We start from the raw sequence: 16637 nt of genomic DNA on the forward strand, positions 1-16637 counted from the left end.
CGCAACGGGATTGGATGCACTTGCCTTCAAGGATGGGCGAGCCATGAAAATATTAGGCAGCCGCGGCGCTTCGTTCCACCCCAGCAACGAATAGGCTTACGAACTGGCCTGTCGGCTGAGTTCAGAAGGAGATGAACATGCCTTTAGGAGAGAACCAGACTTCAGAGGAATCCATCGATGGTCAAAAGCCGGGCGATAAAGGCACCGGCATCTTCGCCGTCCCTGATCCCACAAGCCCTGGGGAGGGCGCCTTCAAGAAGGTCGTCGTTCCCGGCATCACCTACCCGGATTGCGTTCGTCGAGGTCAGAACTGCATTGTTTACAAGTGGCTTCCGAAGCAACTGGATCAAACGGCGAGCGACTGCCCGACCAAGGGCATTCTCTGCACGAAGTCCTGCGCTCACGACCTGTGTCTTTGCATCAACGGCACCTGCCAGTAGCACGATGGGCCGAATCCTTCTTTTCTTTCTGATCACGTTTGTGGTCTTCGCGGCCATTGTTGGCGGTCTCCTTTACACCGCAGATCATTGGATGCCGCTCCTCGCCGCGCGCTTTGGTAAGCCAGAAGAGACAAACAAGCTCTTTGTCGTGTTGCCGGCCGCCATCGCAACTGTCCTCGCGGCGCTCACGAGCGGGGTCGGCGCCCTGCTCCAAGCCGGCGCGCAACGCTCCATGAACAGGGATTTAGCCGCGCAGAAGGCGAAGATCGACGAAGACCTCGACAAGAAGCGCAACGATCTCCTCAAGGAGCTTGAAGATAAGAAGACAGACAACATGAAGATCCTCGAGGGGCATAAAACGAGCCTCGCAAAGGACCTCGACAAGCATCGCGACGAGATCAGCAGAAAGCGAGCCGAGCTCGATGAGCAGATCGACTGTTTAAAAGAGGCCCGCGACGTCGCCACCTATTATCGTTTCCACGTTGGACAGCTCCGTACCGGGACGTACTCGATCAAAGAAACAAAACCCTATCACTCCAAGTTGGCAATCATTCAGCACCGATTACCCGGCGAAAGCGAACTGCTCCGCGAGTGGCGTCACTTCACCGAATGGGGACACGCCTTGGAAGAGAAGGCCGAAAGGCGAAAGGCGCCTGGCCAGATCGAGGTGTGGGAGGAGATCGTTCCGGATCATGGCGCTCGCGAGCTTGGCCTGATCTTTGCGGGTAGCGCGCAGCGCGTTCTGGCGCTCATCGAAGAAGAAATGGCGAAGCTGCGCGCTATCCATTGAGCACGCGTGCGGTGGGTGCTAGGCCATTGGCGTAGCAAGCATGATCGGGCCGTCAGCGACATCATTCTGCTGATGTGGCGTCAAATACGAAGTCCCAATCTTCCTCTGGGTTGTCCCAAACTATGTCCGCCTCTGCCGGTGAGGCGCCTCGCGCTACACTGCGCGTCCGAGGGATTTCGGGCGGTCCGAGCCGATCCTCATCACAGGAGGACGAGCCGTGGCGGATTATAGGGAAGCATTTGTTAGGACCGATGTCGCCAAGCTGAGCAATGCCGTCGCGATTGCGGAGGCAGGCCGGAAGGGAGAGGTTCGCTTCTTCGGTGTCGATGCTTCGGCCGTCAACATGTGCCGCGTTATAGTGCGGGTCGCTTCGAGGAGATGCTCCGACGTCATCCGAATCACGGCAGCGGTATCCATCGTACCCTGGAACGTCGTATCCGTGCCTGGCGGGCGATCCACGGCGAGGAGCAGGAGGTAATCTTCCGCCAGACCCATGAGCCCGGCCAGCTCGGCCTCTCCGACTTCACAAACATAGGCGAGTTGGGTGTGACGATCGCGGACGCACCGCTGCATCATCGTCTCTATCACTTCCGTTTGAAGCCATCATAGAAGCGTTTTCTAAATTTGATGGTTGGGTGCAACAGCAGATTCGATCGGGCGCGGTGCAAGTAGGCGGTCAGATCAGGCTACCTGCCAAGACGGAGGGCACCCCAAATTGGGAGGTTCCACACGATGTGCCGCGGCTTCGCGGTGGGCGCCGCGGAGGTGCTCTTTCCGAAGTTTCCCCCGGCACCGTGATATGTTTACAGATCATTCATCGCGCAGAAGATCTGTTTACGGATCTTCTTGACTTCTCTTTATGATCCGTATACGGATCATTTATCTTTAGAATGATTCGGGAACGTATCATGACTTCCACTCCGGACCCACTGCTCCAGGAGCTCGGTCTGCGCTTTCGAGAAGCACGCATGGCTGCTGGCTTGTCCCAGCAGCAAATCGCTCTTCGGGCGAACATCAGTAGACCCCGCTATCGCGATATTGAAACGGGCGCCGCCGCTGCTCGCGCAACGACACTCGTCAACGTCGCGCGCGCCCTTGGCATGGAAATGATGTTGATCCCGCAGGCGCTGGTGCCCGCCGTTCAGTCGATGCTGCAGCCCGCCACCGACGATGATGATCGTCCCGCATTCACGTCAGATGTCGACGAGGAGGAACGGTCATGAATCGGGCTGTCCTCGCGGCTGAACGCATCCAATCGCTCGATATCTCATTGAACGAGCTTCCGGTCGGCACTCTTATCCGGACGCCGGGTGACTATAACGCATTCAACCTCTTGCCCGCTTACCGGAGCATGAAAAATCCGCCGATCTTCAGCCTGTCGCTTCGCTCAGCCGATGGCGGCCTCCGGCGCGATCCCAAACCTATACGCGGGGCGCTGCCTCCGTTCTTTGCGAACCTGCTGCCCGAAGAGAAGCTGCGCGAGGCGATGGAAAAGCACCACGCGGGGTCAGTCAGACCGGGAAACGACTTCGATCTCCTGGCTGCGCTCGGAACCAACCTGCCAGGCGCGGTACGCGCCGTGCCAAGTGACGGTGCCCCCTTTCCATCGGGCCCGGAGGCCGAGGGCAAGAACAAAGCACGCTTTTCGCTCGCCGGTGTTCAGATGAAGCTTTCTGTGATGAAGAACACAGGAACGGAGGGTGGGATCACGCTCGCCGTCAATGACGAGCAAGGGCAGTACATCGCGAAATTTCCCTCCCTCACGCACATCGGACTCTCGGAAAACGAATTCGCAATCCTGGCCTTGGCGGAAGCGTTGGGGATGGAAGTGCCGGCGCGCGAACTCGTCGAGAAGACGGAGTTCGCGGGCATTCCGGAAGAGTTCAATACCATGTCCACGGGCAAGGTGCTGCTGGTCCGCCGCTTCGACCGCGGCGCTGACGGCGCGCGCGTGCATATGGAGGACTTCGCGCAGGTCTTCGGCCGCTACCCGTCCGAGAAGTATACTGGCGCAGCGTATCACAACATCGCTGCCGCGCTCACCAGCGGCGTCTCCTTCGACGCCGCAATCGAGTTTGTTCGGCGTCTCGCGCTCACCGCGATAACCGGAAACGGCGATATGCATCTTAAGAATTGGTCGTTGCTTTACCCCGGAGATGGCCGGACACCAACGCTGTCACCTGTCTATGACGTACTTTCAACCATTCCCTACATTCCGAAGGACGGGCTAGCCCTCAGCCTCGCCGGCGAAAAGTCGTTCAAGGCGCTGACGCCGGAACGCTGGCGCAATTTCGCGAACCGCAGCCGTCTTCCAGAAGGGGCTGTGGTGACCGCCGTAGCTGAAATCGCGGCGGCCGTACGCGACAAGTGGTCAGCCCTACCAGAGCGCGACGTTGTGCCTGCGCAAGTCCTCGCGCGGATCGACGCACATGTCGACGAAATGACACCCATCCTTGACCCCTGAGGTCGGCAGGTCGAGAAATGCACATCTCCGGTCCCTGATCGTATTGGTTGTCTGACGAATGCGCTCCCTCACGGATTCCTAGCCGGCCTTCCGGGCATCATGCCAACCAAGACAGGCCGGCTCGTTCTCGAAGGTGACCTCCTGTCCCCCGCCGAGCGCAGCGACATTCGCCCGCGCGACAGGTCGTTTCTCGACCCTGTCCTAGAAGTCGGATCCGATGCGCGGCAGCAATCCTGGCCGCATACAAGGACGGGCGTCTGCCGATGAAGAAGGGCGCAAAGCCGGTGGACGCCCCGGCCGCGAAGGCCTATCTCGCGCGAGCGGACGAGCTGAGGACGCAAATCGCAGAACGAGAACGACGAGAGCGCGCGGTCAAACATCGTTGATTACAGAAAGCGACCTTATCTATGAAAGTCCGCGTGGCACCATGATTTCCGTGAGGGAGCGATTCGAGGGGATGACCGTGAGATAGCCGATCATGATCGGCATCGGGGTTTTATCGGTCCAGAATGCGCCGACCATCTTCGTGCTCCGGATGGCCGAATAGACTGAGGCCCGAAACGCTTCCGGCGACTTCAGCGTCGCGCCCATCTCCTTATTGTAGGCGAGCTTATCGGAAAATGACGCATCAGCGCTGATATCGACGATGTCGCAGAGATAGTCGAAGAGCGTCGCGGCGATCTCTTTCGCTTCTGACGGCAGCGCCTCGTCTACATCAAGCAGAGCGGCTTCTGAGACATCGGCAAGATGCCGAGGGCATTGCCATTGGCGACGTGCGTCACGGGTAGCGGCCGCCAATCTCAGAAAGTCCAAGCGTTCCATCTGAGCTCCGCATTACTGTCAAGACCAGCTCGTGGGACGATGTAACCATTTGAAATCCGTTATTCTATGTTCTTGCTTTGTTCCGAGAATATGTTACATCCTTCGGTTTCAGAAATATGGGCTCTTTAAATTGGTGGACTTCGAATCAGCGGATTCGACGCCGTCGCAAGGGCTGGGTAGGGTTGAAGGATGAACCTGCTTGCACGCATGAATGACGGACCCGCCGTACGGTCGATCTCGCCGCGCAGGGAACTCGGAGCGTACGAGGCTCTGTGGCTTGAGAAGTCCGCCACCTTCAAGACGATCGCAGAGAAGTTCGCCTCCGATCCGACCGCCGTCCCGTCAGATTTCGTGCCAGCGGCCGTTGCCGACGCGCGCGCCTCGGAGGTGCTGACGGCGCTCAAGAAGGCCGGCGTCTCAAGGTTTGGCACTAGGCTCAACCTGACCGGCAACTATCCCCTCAAGCTTCGCGACGCGCGACATCCGGTTGAGATGCTGTACTTCCAGGGCGCCTGGGAGCTGGTTGAGACCCGCGGCCTCGCGGTCGTGGGCAGCCGCAATCCGAGCGAAGACGGGAAGCTGCGCGCTGGCAAACTCGCTCGTGCGCTTGTCGAGCGCGGCTTCACCGTCGTCTCGGGCTTGGCGAGCGGGATCGACACCGCCGCCCACACGGCCGCCATCGAGGCGAAGGGACACACCATCGCAGTGATTGGCACGCCCATAGGAGTTTATTACCCGAGGGAAAACCAGACTCTCCAGCGCAAGATCGCCGAGGAGCATCTGCTCGTTTCCCAGGTGCCGGTTCTTCGTTACGCCAGCCAGCACGTGCCGCAGAACAAGCTGTTCTTTCCTGAGCGAAACGTCACGATGAGCGCTCTCACAGAGGGCACGATCATCATTGAGGCTAGCGATACGAGCGGGACCCTCACGCAGGCCCGCGCCGCCCTTCAGCAAGGCCGCAAACTGTTTATCCTCGATTCCTGCTTCAAGCGAGACGACATCACGTGGCCGGCAACGTTCGAGAAGCGCGGCGCGATTCGAGTCCGCGATCTGGACGATATCTGGGGCGCGTTGGGTGATGGCACGCCTGCTCCAGCAAATTGACGAGACGAACCGGCGGGACCATTGGTACCTCGACGAAGGGGACGATTGCCATTTCCTTTACGAGTACACGGCAGGCCAAGGCTGGCGTGGAGGTGAAACCAACCAACTGATCCACAATCTGCAGAAGAAGCGCGGCGACGGAGGTTACCACTACAAGGCCCCCGCGATCGCCAGATGCGCTCAGGACCTCTCCGCGGTATTGAACGCCGAATGGCTTGCCGAAGCCACGATTGTTCCGGTGCCCCCATCCAAGGTGAAGACCGATCCGGCCTATGATGATCGGATGGTTCAGGTATGCAGGGCGATCCGCGCCGCAACGCCGCCGGACGTCCGCGAGTTGGTCGAGCAGATCGCGTCAACCGATACGTTCAAGGGGGGCGAGCGGAAATCGCCGACCGAGCTCAAGCAGAATTACAGGATTGTGGAAAACCAGCTGCCGAACCTGCGCAGCATCGTAGGCGTCGTGGACGATGTTTTAACAACGGGGTCGCATTTCAAGGCCGTTAAGGAAATGATCTTGGAGCGCGCGCCGCAGGCCCGCGTGATCGGCTTGTTCATTGCAAGGCGCGCGATCCCGTGCCCGTTCGATGAGGTCACCGAGGATGATCTGCTGAAGCTTTAGAACGTGTTTTGAAGCTAAGGGCAGTGAATCGGCGGCCATCAGGTGCACCGGGAGCCTCGAGTCGGCAAATGGTGCGCAATTGTCGCCACTCGAATAACCCGCCTCGCGCGCGTGATTGACCAAATGCCGGCGACGACAGGCAAGACCATTCGCTGTTTCAAAGCCCGCCCGCGAATGGTCTGGCGAACTTGCGGGCTATTCCGCCAGACTGCGTTATCAACGCCGGCCCTTCGGCCGGTTCGCAAGCACGTTTCTAATCGAGAAGCTGGAGTGGATGCGCGAGACCCCGGGAAGGGTCGAGAGGATCTCCTTGTGGATCCGCTCGAACTCCACAGCGTTGGCTGCTTCCAACCGCAGGAAGTAATCAGCTCCCCCGGTCATGAGATAGCACTCCTGGATCTCCGGATATTTGCGTACCGCAGCCTCGAATTTGTTGAGATATTCCACGGTTTGCCGTTCCAGCGTGATGTTGATCAGAACGGCAAGGCCTTGCGACTCAGCGCTCGTGTCGACGAGCGCCGTGTATCCACGGATGATACCGGCCTTCTCGAGCAGCTTGATGCGCCGCAGACAAGCCGAAGGCGAGAGCCCGACTTCGGCCGCCAGATGGACGTTGCTTACCCGGGCGTTCACGCGGAGCGCTCGCAGGATGTTGCGATCTATGCTGTCCATTAGCCATTGTACCGTTTATTCGAAACCTTCGTAGATCGTTTGATTATTTGCCACATCGTCGAATAATCGTGCAAGCATTGCGCAGAGCGTGCTCCATTGTTGCGCTAAGCTTCCCCGGTGAAAAGCGAAAAGACATTTGGCGAGACGCCACCACAGGCTCTCATGGACGGGGAAGCAGGTTTTCCCGGCTACATCACCATCGATCTTGCGGCGCTGCGTCGGAATTTTGAGCGGATTGCCGCCATCGCCGCCCCAGCGCCTGTCGCCGGAATAGTCAAGGCCGACGCCTACGGACTGGGAGCCGTCCAGGTCACGAGGGCGTTGCTTGCCGCCGGCTGCAGACACTTTTTCGTGGCGCATGTGGAGGAGGCCGTCGCATTGCGGCCCCATCTTCCAACCGAGGCGCAGCTCTTAGTGCTGAACGGGCTTCAACCTGGCGCGGAGGCTATTTGCGCTGCGGCTCAAATCATCCCCGTCCTCAACTCCTTAGCTCAGCTTGAGAGGTGGCGCACCCAGGCGCGCCTGGAGGGCAGGCGTCTTCCTGCTGTTCTCCAATTCGATACCGGCATGTCGCGGTTCGGCGTTGCGCCCGCTGAGCGCGCTGCGGTCCGCAATGAAATTGCGCAATCACCGGAGCTCGAGATTCTCTACCTCATGAGCCATCTTGCCTCCGCAGATGAACCGACCAAGGCGCAAAACGCCGCGCAGCTGGCAGAGATGCAGATGGTAACGCGGGAATTTGCCCCCTTGCCATTCAGCTTTGCAAACTCTGCTGGCGCCCTCTTGGGCAAGGACTATCACGGTGCTCTGGTCCGCGCCGGGATCGCGCTCTATGGCGGTGCGCCACAGTTCGGTGCCGCAAATCCAATGGAGCCGGTCGTCAGCCTCTCCGTCGCCGTGGCGCAGACCCGCACTGTCCCGAGCGGCACCATGGTTGGCTACAGTGGAGCGCACCTCACGAGCAAGAGCACGCGCTTGGCCGTGGTTAGCGCCGGCTATGCCGACGGGCTTCCCCGCAGTCTGAGCGGTCGCGGAGCCGTCTACTTCCGCGGTCAACGTCTGCCTATCCTCGGTCGCGTCTCGATGGACAGCATGACGGTCGACATCTCAGATCTCCCGGACGAAGCACCCGATCTGGGAAGCCTCGTCGAAGTGATTGGTCCTCATCAGACACTCGAAATGCTGGCAGCCGACGCTGGCACGATCTCCTACGAGATTCTCACCGGTCTCGGCCGCCGCTTCCGCAGAGAATATCGCTGACGCTTGCACGGCAAGCTTCTTTTCTCGACAAGTTGAGCACAACATCGGACTGGACAATGCGAGTCACCATTCTAGGCGCGGGCGTTATCGGCGTCACATCAGCATATCAACTTGCAAAGCTCGGCCACGAAGTCGTCGTTGTCGACCGACAGCCGGGCCCAGCACTGGAGACCAGTTTTGCAAACGCGGGGGAGGTTTCCTTTGGCTATTGTTCGCCGTGGGCTGCCCCGGGAATTCCTGCGAAGGCCGTCAAGTGGATGCTCATGCGGCATGCGCCGTTGATCCTTCGCCCGAAGCTTGACGCAGCCATGATCGCTTGGCTTGTTCGGATGCTGTCCAACTGTACGGCCAGCCGGTATGCACTCAATAAGGGACGTATGCTGCGTCTGGCAGATTATAGCCGCAAGGCACTCGCCGAGGTGAGGGCGGAGACCTCCTTGAGCTATGACGAGCGCATGCTGGGAACCCTGCAGCTATTCCGAACTCAGGCGCAACTCGATTCATCTGCAAAGGACGTGAAGGCCCTTGCGGCAGATGGCGTTCCATTTGAGGTTCTCGATCGCGACGGTTGTGTTCGGGTCGAACCCGCGTTGCGCCAAGTTCGCGACCGAATTGTTGGAGGGCTTTTGACGCCCAAGGATGAGACCGGCGATTGCTTCAAATTCACCAATGCGCTGGAGCAGAAGGCCGCGGCCTTGGGTGTTGATTTCCAGTACGGACAGTGCATCAGGGGATTGGACATCGAAGCGGGCGAAGTGCGCGGTGTCATCACTGATCGCGGAGCTGTTCATTCGAACGCGGTCGTTGTCGCACTGGGAAGCTATTCGCCTCTTCTCCTCAAGTCGGCCGGAATCAAGCTGCCCGTCTATCCCGTCAAAGGTTACTCGCTGACCGTTCCCATTACCGACGCCTCGCGCGCCCCGGAATCGACGGTCATGGATGAGACGTACAAGATTGCGATTACCCGTCTCGGAGATCGAATTCGTGTCGGCGGAATGGCTGAAATCTCAGGCTACACCAACGATCTCGTCGACGCTCGCCGGCGGACCCTCGAGTATTCCGTTATGGATCTGTTCCCGGGGGGAGATCCAAAGAGCGCGGTTTTCTGGTCAGGCCTGAGACCTATGACCCCGGATGGTACGCCAATCATCGGCGGGACTAGGATCAGAAATCTGTTCTTGAATACCGGACATGGCACCCTCGGCTGGACGATGAGTTGCGGGTCCGCTCGCGTCATCGCGGACCTCGTCTCGGGGCGGGAGCCCGACATCGAAACGAGCGACCTCGGTCTCGACCGTTACGAATAGGCGTGGGCGACGGTTGCCAACGAGAAAGGTTTCTGCCCCTAACAAGCGCTAGCCACATCGTGCTGCCGACGAAAAAAGCCGACGGTGACCCCAACACATCCCGACATCGTTAGCGTCCTGCCCATCTGCAAGCGAGGGCTTGGATTTGCCGGCGGTCAGCAATTGCATTTAGAGCTAGCTAGATGCGTCAGGCCAGCCGAAGCCCTTCAGAACTTGTAGCCATCTGAGATGTCGCGCTCGATGGCAATGGCAGCGTTCTTGGGATCCTGCGCGGCAATAGCATCATAAACTTCCTTGTGCCGCCGTGCCGCGCCTTGAAAGAGCGCTTCGTTCGGTACCGATTGCCTGATGAATGGGCCGATGTGCATCCAAAGCGGCTCCAGAAGGGTTCGGACAAACGATAGCCGGCTCATATCCGCAACAAGCATATGGAAGTGGTAGTTCGCCTCCAAGAAGAGATCGATGTTGTTTGTCTCCGCCGAGCGCTCGATATCCACGACCAAGCCCCAGAGGGCCGCCAGTTCCTCTTCAGTTCGCTGCAAGGCGGCTCTCTCTACCGTTGCGGTTTCCAGTATGATGCGTAGCGTGCAAACGTCCTGCAGCTGCTTCGTGCTGAACTCAGGCACTGCCATTGTCCGATTGGCAGTTGAAACCACACAGCCTGTACTTTCGAGGCGCTGAAGTGCGTCCCGCACAGGCATAAGACTCGTTCCCAAGGACTTTGCGAGCGTTCTCAGCGGCAGCTTTTGCCCTGGGGTAAAGCGGCCCATCATCAGATTCTGCTTCAGGCGATCGTAAATTTGCTCATGAAGCATGTCTCGGGAAACGGGAGCGAGAATGGGCCCCTGTGAAACCCAGGGATGCGGGTTGGTTTCGGAGCTCAATGCTTCCTCCAAAGTGGCGGCAGAGTTGCGTCGATGACGCAACTGTTCTGTCGGTGATTTTTCCAGCCGGCAGCTTGCGCGCGGCAGCTGAACCGCCGCTGCGACATTCGCGAAAGGGAGACCCCGTAGCTAGTCCAGGCGTCCACCCATACGCAGGTCCGACCGAGCTCGTCGCGAAAGAAACCGAGCAAGGTGCGGTAGGTGCCAAGATCGGGCTTTCGACAAAAAGCGCGTGGGTTGTTATAACACCGAACAATGCTGTTGACATTAAAATTTGGAGAGAGCAGATTTGTCGCTGTTATAACACTAGACGGATCGATCAAATGCGCGTCACACTCAACTGCGACATGGGGGAAGGTTACGGAAACTGGCGCTTTGGGGATGACGCAGGGATCATGCCCTTCGTCGATTGTGCCAACATCGCCTGTGGCTTTCATGCCGGCGACCCAATGACCATGGTCCGGGCGGTGGAGCTGGCCGCGAGTGAAGGGAAGAGTATTGGAGCCCATCCCTCGCTGCCAGATCGTGAAGGCTTTGGACGGCGCGAGCTGCGCTTATCTCCCGAAGAACTGCGTGCAGCATTCATCTATCAGATTGGTGCTCTTGCCGGCGTGGCTCGCGCTGCCGGGAAAGAGCTGAGCCATGTGAAGCCACACGGCATCATCTACGGCATGGCCGCGCGCGACATGGCGCTCGCCACTGCAATGGCAGAGGCCGCGAAGGTCTTTGGCCTTACTCTTTTTGGCATGGCGGGCACTTTTCACGAAAAGGCGGCACGAGAGGTCGGGACGCATTTCGTGGCTGAGTTCTTCGCTGATCTTTCCTACGGCCCTACAGGTCAACTGATCATTCCGCGCACCCAGTCAGCGGTCGATGTCGAAAAGGCGGCCGCACGTCTCGATCGCGCGTTGCGTGAGGGAAAAGTCGAGGCCGTCGACGGCACCCTCCTCAACATTGCATTCCAAACCGTTTGTATCCATTCCGACCCGCCCAACGCGCGGGACGTCGCGGCCGCCATGCGCCGCGTGCTTGATACCGCTCAGCGGTAAGACGAATCGGGCGGAAGATCCGAAATTCGGCATAACGTATTTTTTCTTTCAGGAGAACTATGACATGAGAGGACTGATTACGACTAGCGTGCTTGCGGCGCTCGCAAGTTGCGTGTTTGTGCAAGGCGCGCGCAGCCAGCAGTCTGTTACAAGCTTTCCCGTGCAGCTCATTGACGGGGATAAGAAGCTCGATGCCGACTGGAAGCTCCTAGGAGCTGAAGAAGTCACGAAGCCATGGAATATCTGCGTGCTCTTCCCCCATCTCAAGGACAGTTATTGGGTTGCCGCCAACTATGGTGTTGCGGCCGAAATTCATCGGACGCGGACCGCCATGACGCTCTATGAAGCGGGAGGATATACCAACCTTTCGACCCAGCTCAGCCAGATGGACAACTGCATCGCGCAGAAATTCGACGGCATCATTCTCGGCGCGATCAGCGCTGACGGCGTCGGACCTCTGGTCAAGAAGGCGACGGACGCCGGTATTCCGGTGATCGATTTCGTCAATGGCGTGAAAGAGCCGAGCATTTCCGGGCATGCCCTCGTCAGCTTCTATGACCTCGCCTACCAGACCGGCAAATACATCGTCGAGCAGTCTGGCGGAAAGCCCACGGTAGTTGGCTTCTTTCCCGGCCCGCAGGGTGCGGGCTGGTCTGACGACGCTGTGCGCGGTTTCAACGACGCAATCAAGGATTCGAAGGTCGAGATTGCGGTGACGCGGCGCGGCGACACCGGTCTGAATGTCCAGCTCGATATGATCAACAATGCACTGCAAACCTATGACAAGCTCAACTGGCTGGTCGGCGTAGACATTGCAGCTCAGGCCGCCGCGGTTGCAGTCCGTAACGCGAATTTGGCAGGGAAGGTCAGCGTCGCAGCATTTGATATCATCCCACCGGTCTACGACGACATCGCGGCTGGAGCCGCGAAAGCTTCGCCGACGGACTTTACCGTTCTGCAGGGGCGCCTTGCCGTCGACATGGTTCTGCGACTGCTGCAAGGCCAGAAGCTGCAGGCCAAGCGCGCCGGCCCGAAGCCTCAGATGGTGACCGCCGAAACGATCAAATCGGTTAGCAAGACCGATATGTTCGCCCCGGCAGGATACAAGGTCGAATTTTCGGTCGAAGCAACAAAGAAATGACTGTTCACGATCTTAGTGAGGGCGAGGTCTTTGCCTCGCTCTCCGGCGTATCAAAATTCTATGGAAATTTCGCCGCCTTGAAGGACGTGAGCATCACGCTCCGCCGCGGCGAGGTTCATATGCTTCTTGGGGAGAATGGGGCGGGCAAGTCGACACTCGTTTCGCTGCTCATTGGAGCAAACAAGCCGAACGAAGGGACGCGCATCCTGTGCGGGCGCGCCTGCCCGAATCTTACTCCGTTGGAGGCGCGCGAGAGCGGGGTGAATGCCGTTCTGCAGGACTTTGGCCTGGCCCCGTCAATGACGGCGCTCGAAAATTACGCACTTGGCCGGGAACAAACACGAGGAGGGTTTCTCGAAAAAGCCGCGATGCGCGCCGGGATGATGAGGTCAATGGAGACGCTCGGCGTCGCCGTCGACCCAGACGCGCGGGTCGACACCCTGACACGCGCCGAACAGCAGCTTCTGGAAATTGTACGAGCACTCGGTGGAAAGCCAGGTGCCCTGATCTTAGATGAGCCGACAGCGACGCTTAGCCACGACGAATCCGAGCATCTGTTCTCTACCGTGGAGGTGTTGAAAAAAGAAGGGTGGGCTATCCTCTACATCAGTCACCGTATGGAGGAGATCCGCCGCCTTGGCGCCGTCGTGACGATCCTCCGAGATGGACGCTTTGTGAGCTTTCATCGTTTGGCGGAAGTGACAAACGAGCAGATGATCGCCGAGATGGTGGGCCGCGAGATAGCGCATTTCTATCCTCAAATTCCGCATACTCCAGGTCATGCCGTCTTGGAGGTGAAAGGGCTTTGCGCCGGGCACAAGATCAAGAATGTCTCGTTTGAAGTCAGGGCCGGTGAGATTGTAGGTCTTGGCGGGCTCGTTGGCTGCGGCAAGGCGGAAGTAGCCCGTGCGATCTTTGGATTGCAGGCGATTGATGGGGGAAACATTGTACTCGATGGCGAGAGCATCAAGGCTCATTCCCCCGCTGCCATGCTCAAGTGCGGAATGGTGTACCTGCCGCAGGACCGGCGTGGTGAGGCGCTCGCCCTGAACCGGCCTATCGCAGAAAACATGGCAATTGAGGTGCTCGGGGATGCAGGATATGCGCCCGCTGGCTTCGTGCGAACTGCCGCCCTTATGAAACTTGTAAACGGCCTGCTCGCAAGGCTGAAAGTCCAACCCGCTGAGCCCGATAAGCCAGTTCAGGAGCTTTCAGGCGGCAATCAGCAAAAGGTGGTCCTCGGCAGAGCGCTGAGCCGAAAGCGGAACCTGTATATGTTCGACGAACCAACGGCAGGCATCGATGTCGGTGCCCGCCTCGACTTCTACCATCAACTCCATAGGCTGTGCGCCGAAGGCGCAGCCATCCTCCTCATCACTTCCGACCTCCAGGAATTGGTTCATCTGTCTCATCGTGTCCACGTCATGCATGAGGGCTCATGCACGGCGAGCCTGCAAGGAGACGGAATCAACGAGGAAAGCGTCATCGCGTACGCCTTTGGCGAGACGCCACAAAAGGATCTTCAATGACTCTGCTTCGCTCCCAGGCGGGTGCCAAGCCCTCAGCAGGCATCAATGCCGTATCGACACTTTTGACCTTCGGCGCGCTGCCCGTCGTCTTGGTTATCTGCGTCGTGGTGTTCCAGCTTGGAAATCCGCGCTTCCTTAGCTCGGCCAATATGCTCAACATACTGCAGCAAGCCGTCTTCCTGATGCTCATCGCATTCGGGCAGATGCTGGTTCTGCTCGCAGGCGGATTCGATCTATCGGTGGGCTCAGTCGTCGCGCTGACTTCAATCATATCCGCACAGGTCATGGTTGCCGTTTCACTGGCCTATCCTGACGCGCCTGCGCTTGCGGTCGGCGCTGGTTTCGTCGCGACGATCCTCGTCGGCCTGATCTGCGGTCTCATAAATGGGCTTGGTGTCGCGGTGTTGAAGGTGAACGCCTTCGTCGTGACACTGGCCACGGCTTCGATCTTCCGCGGCGTGACGCTGGTTATCTCGCAGGGTCTGCAGGTCAGCGGCCTGCCTCGTGACTTCGTCTATGGCATCGGATCTGGCTTCTTCCTCGGTTTGCCCGTCTCGTTCTTCTTCGCACTTCCAGCGCTGCTCGCGGTGTTTCTACTCGTGCGACAGATGAGGTTCGGCCGCTATATCTATGCCATCGGCTCCAACATTCGCTCTGCTATGGTGGCCGGTGTCAATATCAACCGCTACCTTATCGCGTGCTACATGCTGTGCGCGACGATCACCGCCTTCGCAGGCTGGCTTCTGACCGCACGCGTGTCGTCGGGAGAGCCTTTGCTTGGGGGCGAATTCCCGCTCAATTCGATTGCCGCAGCGGTCATAGGCGGATGCTCCCTTCGAGGCGGCGAGGGCTCGCCGGTGGGAGTGTTCATGGGCGTTGTCTTCATCACTGTGCTGGCGAATGGCATGGATCTCTTAAGGATCGGATCCAACTATCAGATGATCGTCCTGGGCATCGTGCTCGTCGGTGCGGTCGTGCTGGATCGCTATAGGCTCGCCAGCGCGGCGAAGCGCTGACGGAGTGCCCCGAAGGCGGCGTATCGTGGCTAGACCGCCTTCGTTCCTGACGGAGACGCTATTCGCAGCGTTTTGAAATGTGAGATGTTTCTTCGGGACGTGCGCGATCTCGGGGATCCCCATAGTGAGGACTACATGGTCGCCAAACAGCTTTCGAATTCTCTCGCTCATGCCGACATATCGGCAACCTTGCACCCCTATACGAATGCACGCGCCCATGAGCGGCAAGGACCGGTCATTATCGATCGCGGCGAAGGGATCTACGTCTACGACGACGCTGGCAAGGAATATATCGAGGGTCTTGCAGGGTTGTGGTCCGTTGCTATTGGGTTCGATGAACCGCGAATAGTGGAGGTCGCAGCTGCGCAAATGGCCAAGCTTCCCTATTACCATACGTTCAGCCACAAGTCGCATGAGCCCTCGATCCGTTTGGCAGAAAAACTCGTGGGAATGACGCCCGAACCCCTGAGCCGCGTCTTCTTCACGAGCTCGGGCTCGGAGGCAAACGACACCATGATTAAAATGGTGTGGTACATGAATAACGCTCTTGGGCGACCAAAGAAGAAGAAGTTTCTGGCCCGCCATCGGGCGTATCACGGTGTCACCGTCGCTTCAGGCAGTCTGACCGGTTTACCTAACAACCATAAGGATTTCGATCTTCCCGTCATTCCGGTCCGTCACTTAACCTGTCCGCATTTTTATCGTTTCGCTCAAACCGAGGAAACAGAAGCGGAATTCTCCGCGCGCCTCGTCTCGGAGGCCGAAGCGACCATCCTGGAGGAAGGGCCTGACACGATTGCAGCTTTCGTTGGCGAACCGTTGATGGCGGCTGGCGGTGTAATGCCGCCTCCAAAAGGCTATTGGCAGGGGATTGAAGCGCTGTGCCGCAAGTATGACATTCTCCTGGTTGCCGACGAGGTGATCTGTGGTCTTGGACGACTAGGTACGAGGTTCGGCTGCGAACACTACCACTTCACGCCTGACATCATGATCGTCTCGAAACAACTGACTTCATCTTACATGCCGCTGGCGGCGGTGATCTTCTCTGAGACGATTTACAATGCCATTGCGGACAACACGGCGAAGATTGGTACCTTTGGTCACGGATTTACGGCCTCCGGTCACCCGGTCGCAACGGCAGTCGCTCTCGAAAATCTTAAAATTATCGAAGAGCGCGATCTCGTCGGAAACGCCGCTCGTATGGGGCGGATCCTCCAGGCGCGCCTCGGCGAACTGGCCGCTCATCCGCTTGTCGGTGAAGTGCGGGGCGTGGGACTTATCGCTGGAATTGAACTCGTCTCGGAAAAGCATACACGCCGTCCGTTTGCCAGCGCGGGTGAGGTTGGAGCAGCGGCTTTTGCCGCGGCCCAAAGGCATGGTCTCATCGTGCGCGCGATCGGCGACACGATTGCGCTCTGCCCTCCGCTCATTATCAATGAGGATCAGGTACACGAGTTGGTCGCGCGTCTTGGCGATGCGCTCGACGATACGGCCCAGTGGCGATCCGCCGAGAACCTCAATTGACCTCAGCAAGGAG

16 protein-coding genes and 1 pseudogene are annotated in these 16637 nt (G+C 58.7%); 14 read left to right on the top strand and 3 right to left on the bottom strand.

Features of this window, described 5'->3' with window-relative positions:
* Window positions 1-137: 137 nt before the first annotated feature.
* From BDOA9_RS33965 to BDOA9_RS33985, 5 genes and pseudogenes are all read left to right on the top strand, one after another.
* Window positions 138-440 carry a hypothetical protein gene (locus BDOA9_RS33965; RefSeq protein WP_152033718.1) on the top strand — a complete coding sequence of 101 codons (303 nt, stop codon included), beginning with the start codon at window positions 138-140 and terminating at the stop codon, window positions 438-440.
* A 4-nt stretch (window positions 441-444) separates the two neighbouring features.
* Window positions 445-1230: a hypothetical protein gene (locus BDOA9_RS33970; protein ID WP_025038410.1), complete on the top strand. Its 786-nt coding sequence runs from the start codon at window positions 445-447 to the stop codon at window positions 1228-1230.
* A gap of 363 nt (window positions 1231-1593) precedes the next feature.
* A pseudogene (locus BDOA9_RS37095) lies at window positions 1594-1827 on the top strand (IS21 family transposase); the annotation flags it as partial.
* Window positions 1828-2138: 311 nt separating this feature from the next.
* The gene (locus BDOA9_RS33980) at window positions 2139-2453 is read left to right on the top strand and encodes a helix-turn-helix domain-containing protein (protein WP_042337117.1); all 315 of its coding nucleotides are present in this window, start codon (window positions 2139-2141) and stop codon (window positions 2451-2453) included.
* The gene (locus BDOA9_RS33985; RefSeq protein WP_025038413.1) at window positions 2450-3694 is read left to right on the top strand and encodes a type II toxin-antitoxin system HipA family toxin; all 1245 of its coding nucleotides are present in this window, start codon (window positions 2450-2452) and stop codon (window positions 3692-3694) included. Before BDOA9_RS33980 ends, BDOA9_RS33985 begins: the two co-directional genes overlap by 4 nt.
* 405 nt (window positions 3695-4099) lie before the next feature.
* On the opposite strand, the gene BDOA9_RS33990 is transcribed toward BDOA9_RS33985, so the two are convergent.
* On the bottom strand, window positions 4100-4516 hold the full coding sequence (locus tag BDOA9_RS33990; RefSeq protein WP_025038414.1) for a hypothetical protein: 417 nt from the start codon (window positions 4514-4516) through the stop codon (window positions 4100-4102).
* 189 nt (window positions 4517-4705) lie between these two features.
* Here BDOA9_RS33990 and BDOA9_RS33995 point away from each other — a divergent pair, with 189 nt between their 5' ends.
* Window positions 4706-5620 carry a DNA-processing protein DprA gene (locus tag BDOA9_RS33995; RefSeq protein WP_025038415.1) on the top strand — a complete coding sequence of 305 codons (915 nt, stop codon included), beginning with the start codon at window positions 4706-4708 and terminating at the stop codon, window positions 5618-5620.
* Complete coding sequence (locus BDOA9_RS37100) at window positions 5595-6242, top strand: hypothetical protein (RefSeq protein WP_042336990.1); 648 nt, start codon at window positions 5595-5597, stop codon at window positions 6240-6242. The genes BDOA9_RS33995 and BDOA9_RS37100 overlap by 26 nt, the downstream gene beginning before the upstream one ends.
* Window positions 6243-6458: 216 nt before the next feature.
* Here the strand turns inward: BDOA9_RS37100 and BDOA9_RS34005 are convergent, their stop codons facing one another.
* Window positions 6459-6914, bottom strand: a complete 456-nt coding sequence (locus BDOA9_RS34005; RefSeq protein ID WP_025038417.1) for an Lrp/AsnC family transcriptional regulator — start codon at window positions 6912-6914, stop codon at window positions 6459-6461.
* A 162-nt stretch (window positions 6915-7076) separates the two neighbouring features.
* Between BDOA9_RS34005 and alr the strand changes: the two genes are divergently transcribed.
* On the top strand, window positions 7077-8174 hold the full coding sequence (gene alr / locus BDOA9_RS34010) for an alanine racemase (RefSeq protein WP_025038418.1): 1098 nt from the start codon (window positions 7077-7079) through the stop codon (window positions 8172-8174).
* 56 nt (window positions 8175-8230) lie between these two features.
* Window positions 8231-9481: a D-amino acid dehydrogenase gene (locus BDOA9_RS34015; RefSeq protein ID WP_025038419.1), complete on the top strand. Its 1251-nt coding sequence runs from the start codon at window positions 8231-8233 to the stop codon at window positions 9479-9481.
* Between the two features lie 206 nt (window positions 9482-9687).
* Here the strand turns inward: BDOA9_RS34015 and BDOA9_RS34020 are convergent, their stop codons facing one another.
* Complete coding sequence (locus tag BDOA9_RS34020) at window positions 9688-10365, bottom strand: GntR family transcriptional regulator (protein ID WP_152033719.1); 678 nt, start codon at window positions 10363-10365, stop codon at window positions 9688-9690.
* A 323-nt stretch (window positions 10366-10688) separates the two neighbouring features.
* Between BDOA9_RS34020 and pxpA the strand changes: the two genes are divergently transcribed.
* From pxpA to BDOA9_RS34045, 5 genes are all read left to right on the top strand, one after another.
* Window positions 10689-11414: a 5-oxoprolinase subunit PxpA gene (gene pxpA, locus BDOA9_RS34025; protein ID WP_025038421.1), complete on the top strand. Its 726-nt coding sequence runs from the start codon at window positions 10689-10691 to the stop codon at window positions 11412-11414.
* 64 nt (window positions 11415-11478) lie between these two features.
* The gene (gene torT / locus BDOA9_RS34030; RefSeq protein WP_152033720.1) at window positions 11479-12555 is read left to right on the top strand and encodes a TMAO reductase system periplasmic protein TorT; all 1077 of its coding nucleotides are present in this window, start codon (window positions 11479-11481) and stop codon (window positions 12553-12555) included.
* The gene (locus BDOA9_RS34035; RefSeq protein ID WP_025038423.1) at window positions 12552-14084 is read left to right on the top strand and encodes a sugar ABC transporter ATP-binding protein; all 1533 of its coding nucleotides are present in this window, start codon (window positions 12552-12554) and stop codon (window positions 14082-14084) included. Before torT ends, BDOA9_RS34035 begins: the two co-directional genes overlap by 4 nt.
* Window positions 14081-15100, top strand: a complete 1020-nt coding sequence (locus BDOA9_RS34040) for an ABC transporter permease (protein ID WP_042336992.1) — start codon at window positions 14081-14083, stop codon at window positions 15098-15100. Before BDOA9_RS34035 ends, BDOA9_RS34040 begins: the two co-directional genes overlap by 4 nt.
* A 135-nt stretch (window positions 15101-15235) precedes the next feature.
* Window positions 15236-16624, top strand: a complete 1389-nt coding sequence (locus BDOA9_RS34045; RefSeq protein WP_025038425.1) for an aspartate aminotransferase family protein — start codon at window positions 15236-15238, stop codon at window positions 16622-16624.
* The last annotated feature ends 13 nt before the right edge of the window (window positions 16625-16637 follow it).

Source organism: Bradyrhizobium sp. DOA9 (genome assembly GCF_000617845.2).
In the GTDB taxonomy this organism is placed as follows: Bacteria; Pseudomonadota; Alphaproteobacteria; order Rhizobiales; family Xanthobacteraceae; genus Bradyrhizobium.

Excerpts from the sequence above, each read along its gene's own strand:
- BDOA9_RS33965 (WP_152033718.1), top strand. The coding sequence starts at position 138 with ATGCCTTTAGGAGAGAACCAGACTTCAGAGGAATCCATCGATGGTCAA.
- BDOA9_RS33970 (WP_025038410.1), top strand. The coding sequence starts at position 445 with ATGGGCCGAATCCTTCTTTTCTTTCTGATCACGTTTGTGGTCTTCGCG.
- BDOA9_RS33980 (WP_042337117.1), top strand. The coding sequence starts at position 2,139 with ATGACTTCCACTCCGGACCCACTGCTCCAGGAGCTCGGTCTGCGCTTT.
- BDOA9_RS33985 (WP_025038413.1), top strand. The coding sequence starts at position 2,450 with ATGAATCGGGCTGTCCTCGCGGCTGAACGCATCCAATCGCTCGATATC.
- BDOA9_RS33990 (WP_025038414.1), bottom strand. The coding sequence starts at position 4,516 with ATGGAACGCTTGGACTTTCTGAGATTGGCGGCCGCTACCCGTGACGCA.
- BDOA9_RS33995 (WP_025038415.1), top strand. The coding sequence starts at position 4,706 with ATGAACCTGCTTGCACGCATGAATGACGGACCCGCCGTACGGTCGATC.
- BDOA9_RS37100 (WP_042336990.1), top strand. The coding sequence starts at position 5,595 with ATGGCACGCCTGCTCCAGCAAATTGACGAGACGAACCGGCGGGACCAT.
- BDOA9_RS34005 (WP_025038417.1), bottom strand. The coding sequence starts at position 6,914 with ATGGACAGCATAGATCGCAACATCCTGCGAGCGCTCCGCGTGAACGCC.
- alr (WP_025038418.1), top strand. The coding sequence starts at position 7,077 with ATGGACGGGGAAGCAGGTTTTCCCGGCTACATCACCATCGATCTTGCG.
- BDOA9_RS34015 (WP_025038419.1), top strand. The coding sequence starts at position 8,231 with ATGCGAGTCACCATTCTAGGCGCGGGCGTTATCGGCGTCACATCAGCA.
- pxpA (WP_025038421.1), top strand. The coding sequence starts at position 10,689 with ATGCGCGTCACACTCAACTGCGACATGGGGGAAGGTTACGGAAACTGG.
- torT (WP_152033720.1), top strand. The coding sequence starts at position 11,479 with ATGAGAGGACTGATTACGACTAGCGTGCTTGCGGCGCTCGCAAGTTGC.
- BDOA9_RS34035 (WP_025038423.1), top strand. The coding sequence starts at position 12,552 with ATGACTGTTCACGATCTTAGTGAGGGCGAGGTCTTTGCCTCGCTCTCC.
- BDOA9_RS34040 (WP_042336992.1), top strand. The coding sequence starts at position 14,081 with ATGACTCTGCTTCGCTCCCAGGCGGGTGCCAAGCCCTCAGCAGGCATC.
- BDOA9_RS34045 (WP_025038425.1), top strand. The coding sequence starts at position 15,236 with ATGGTCGCCAAACAGCTTTCGAATTCTCTCGCTCATGCCGACATATCG.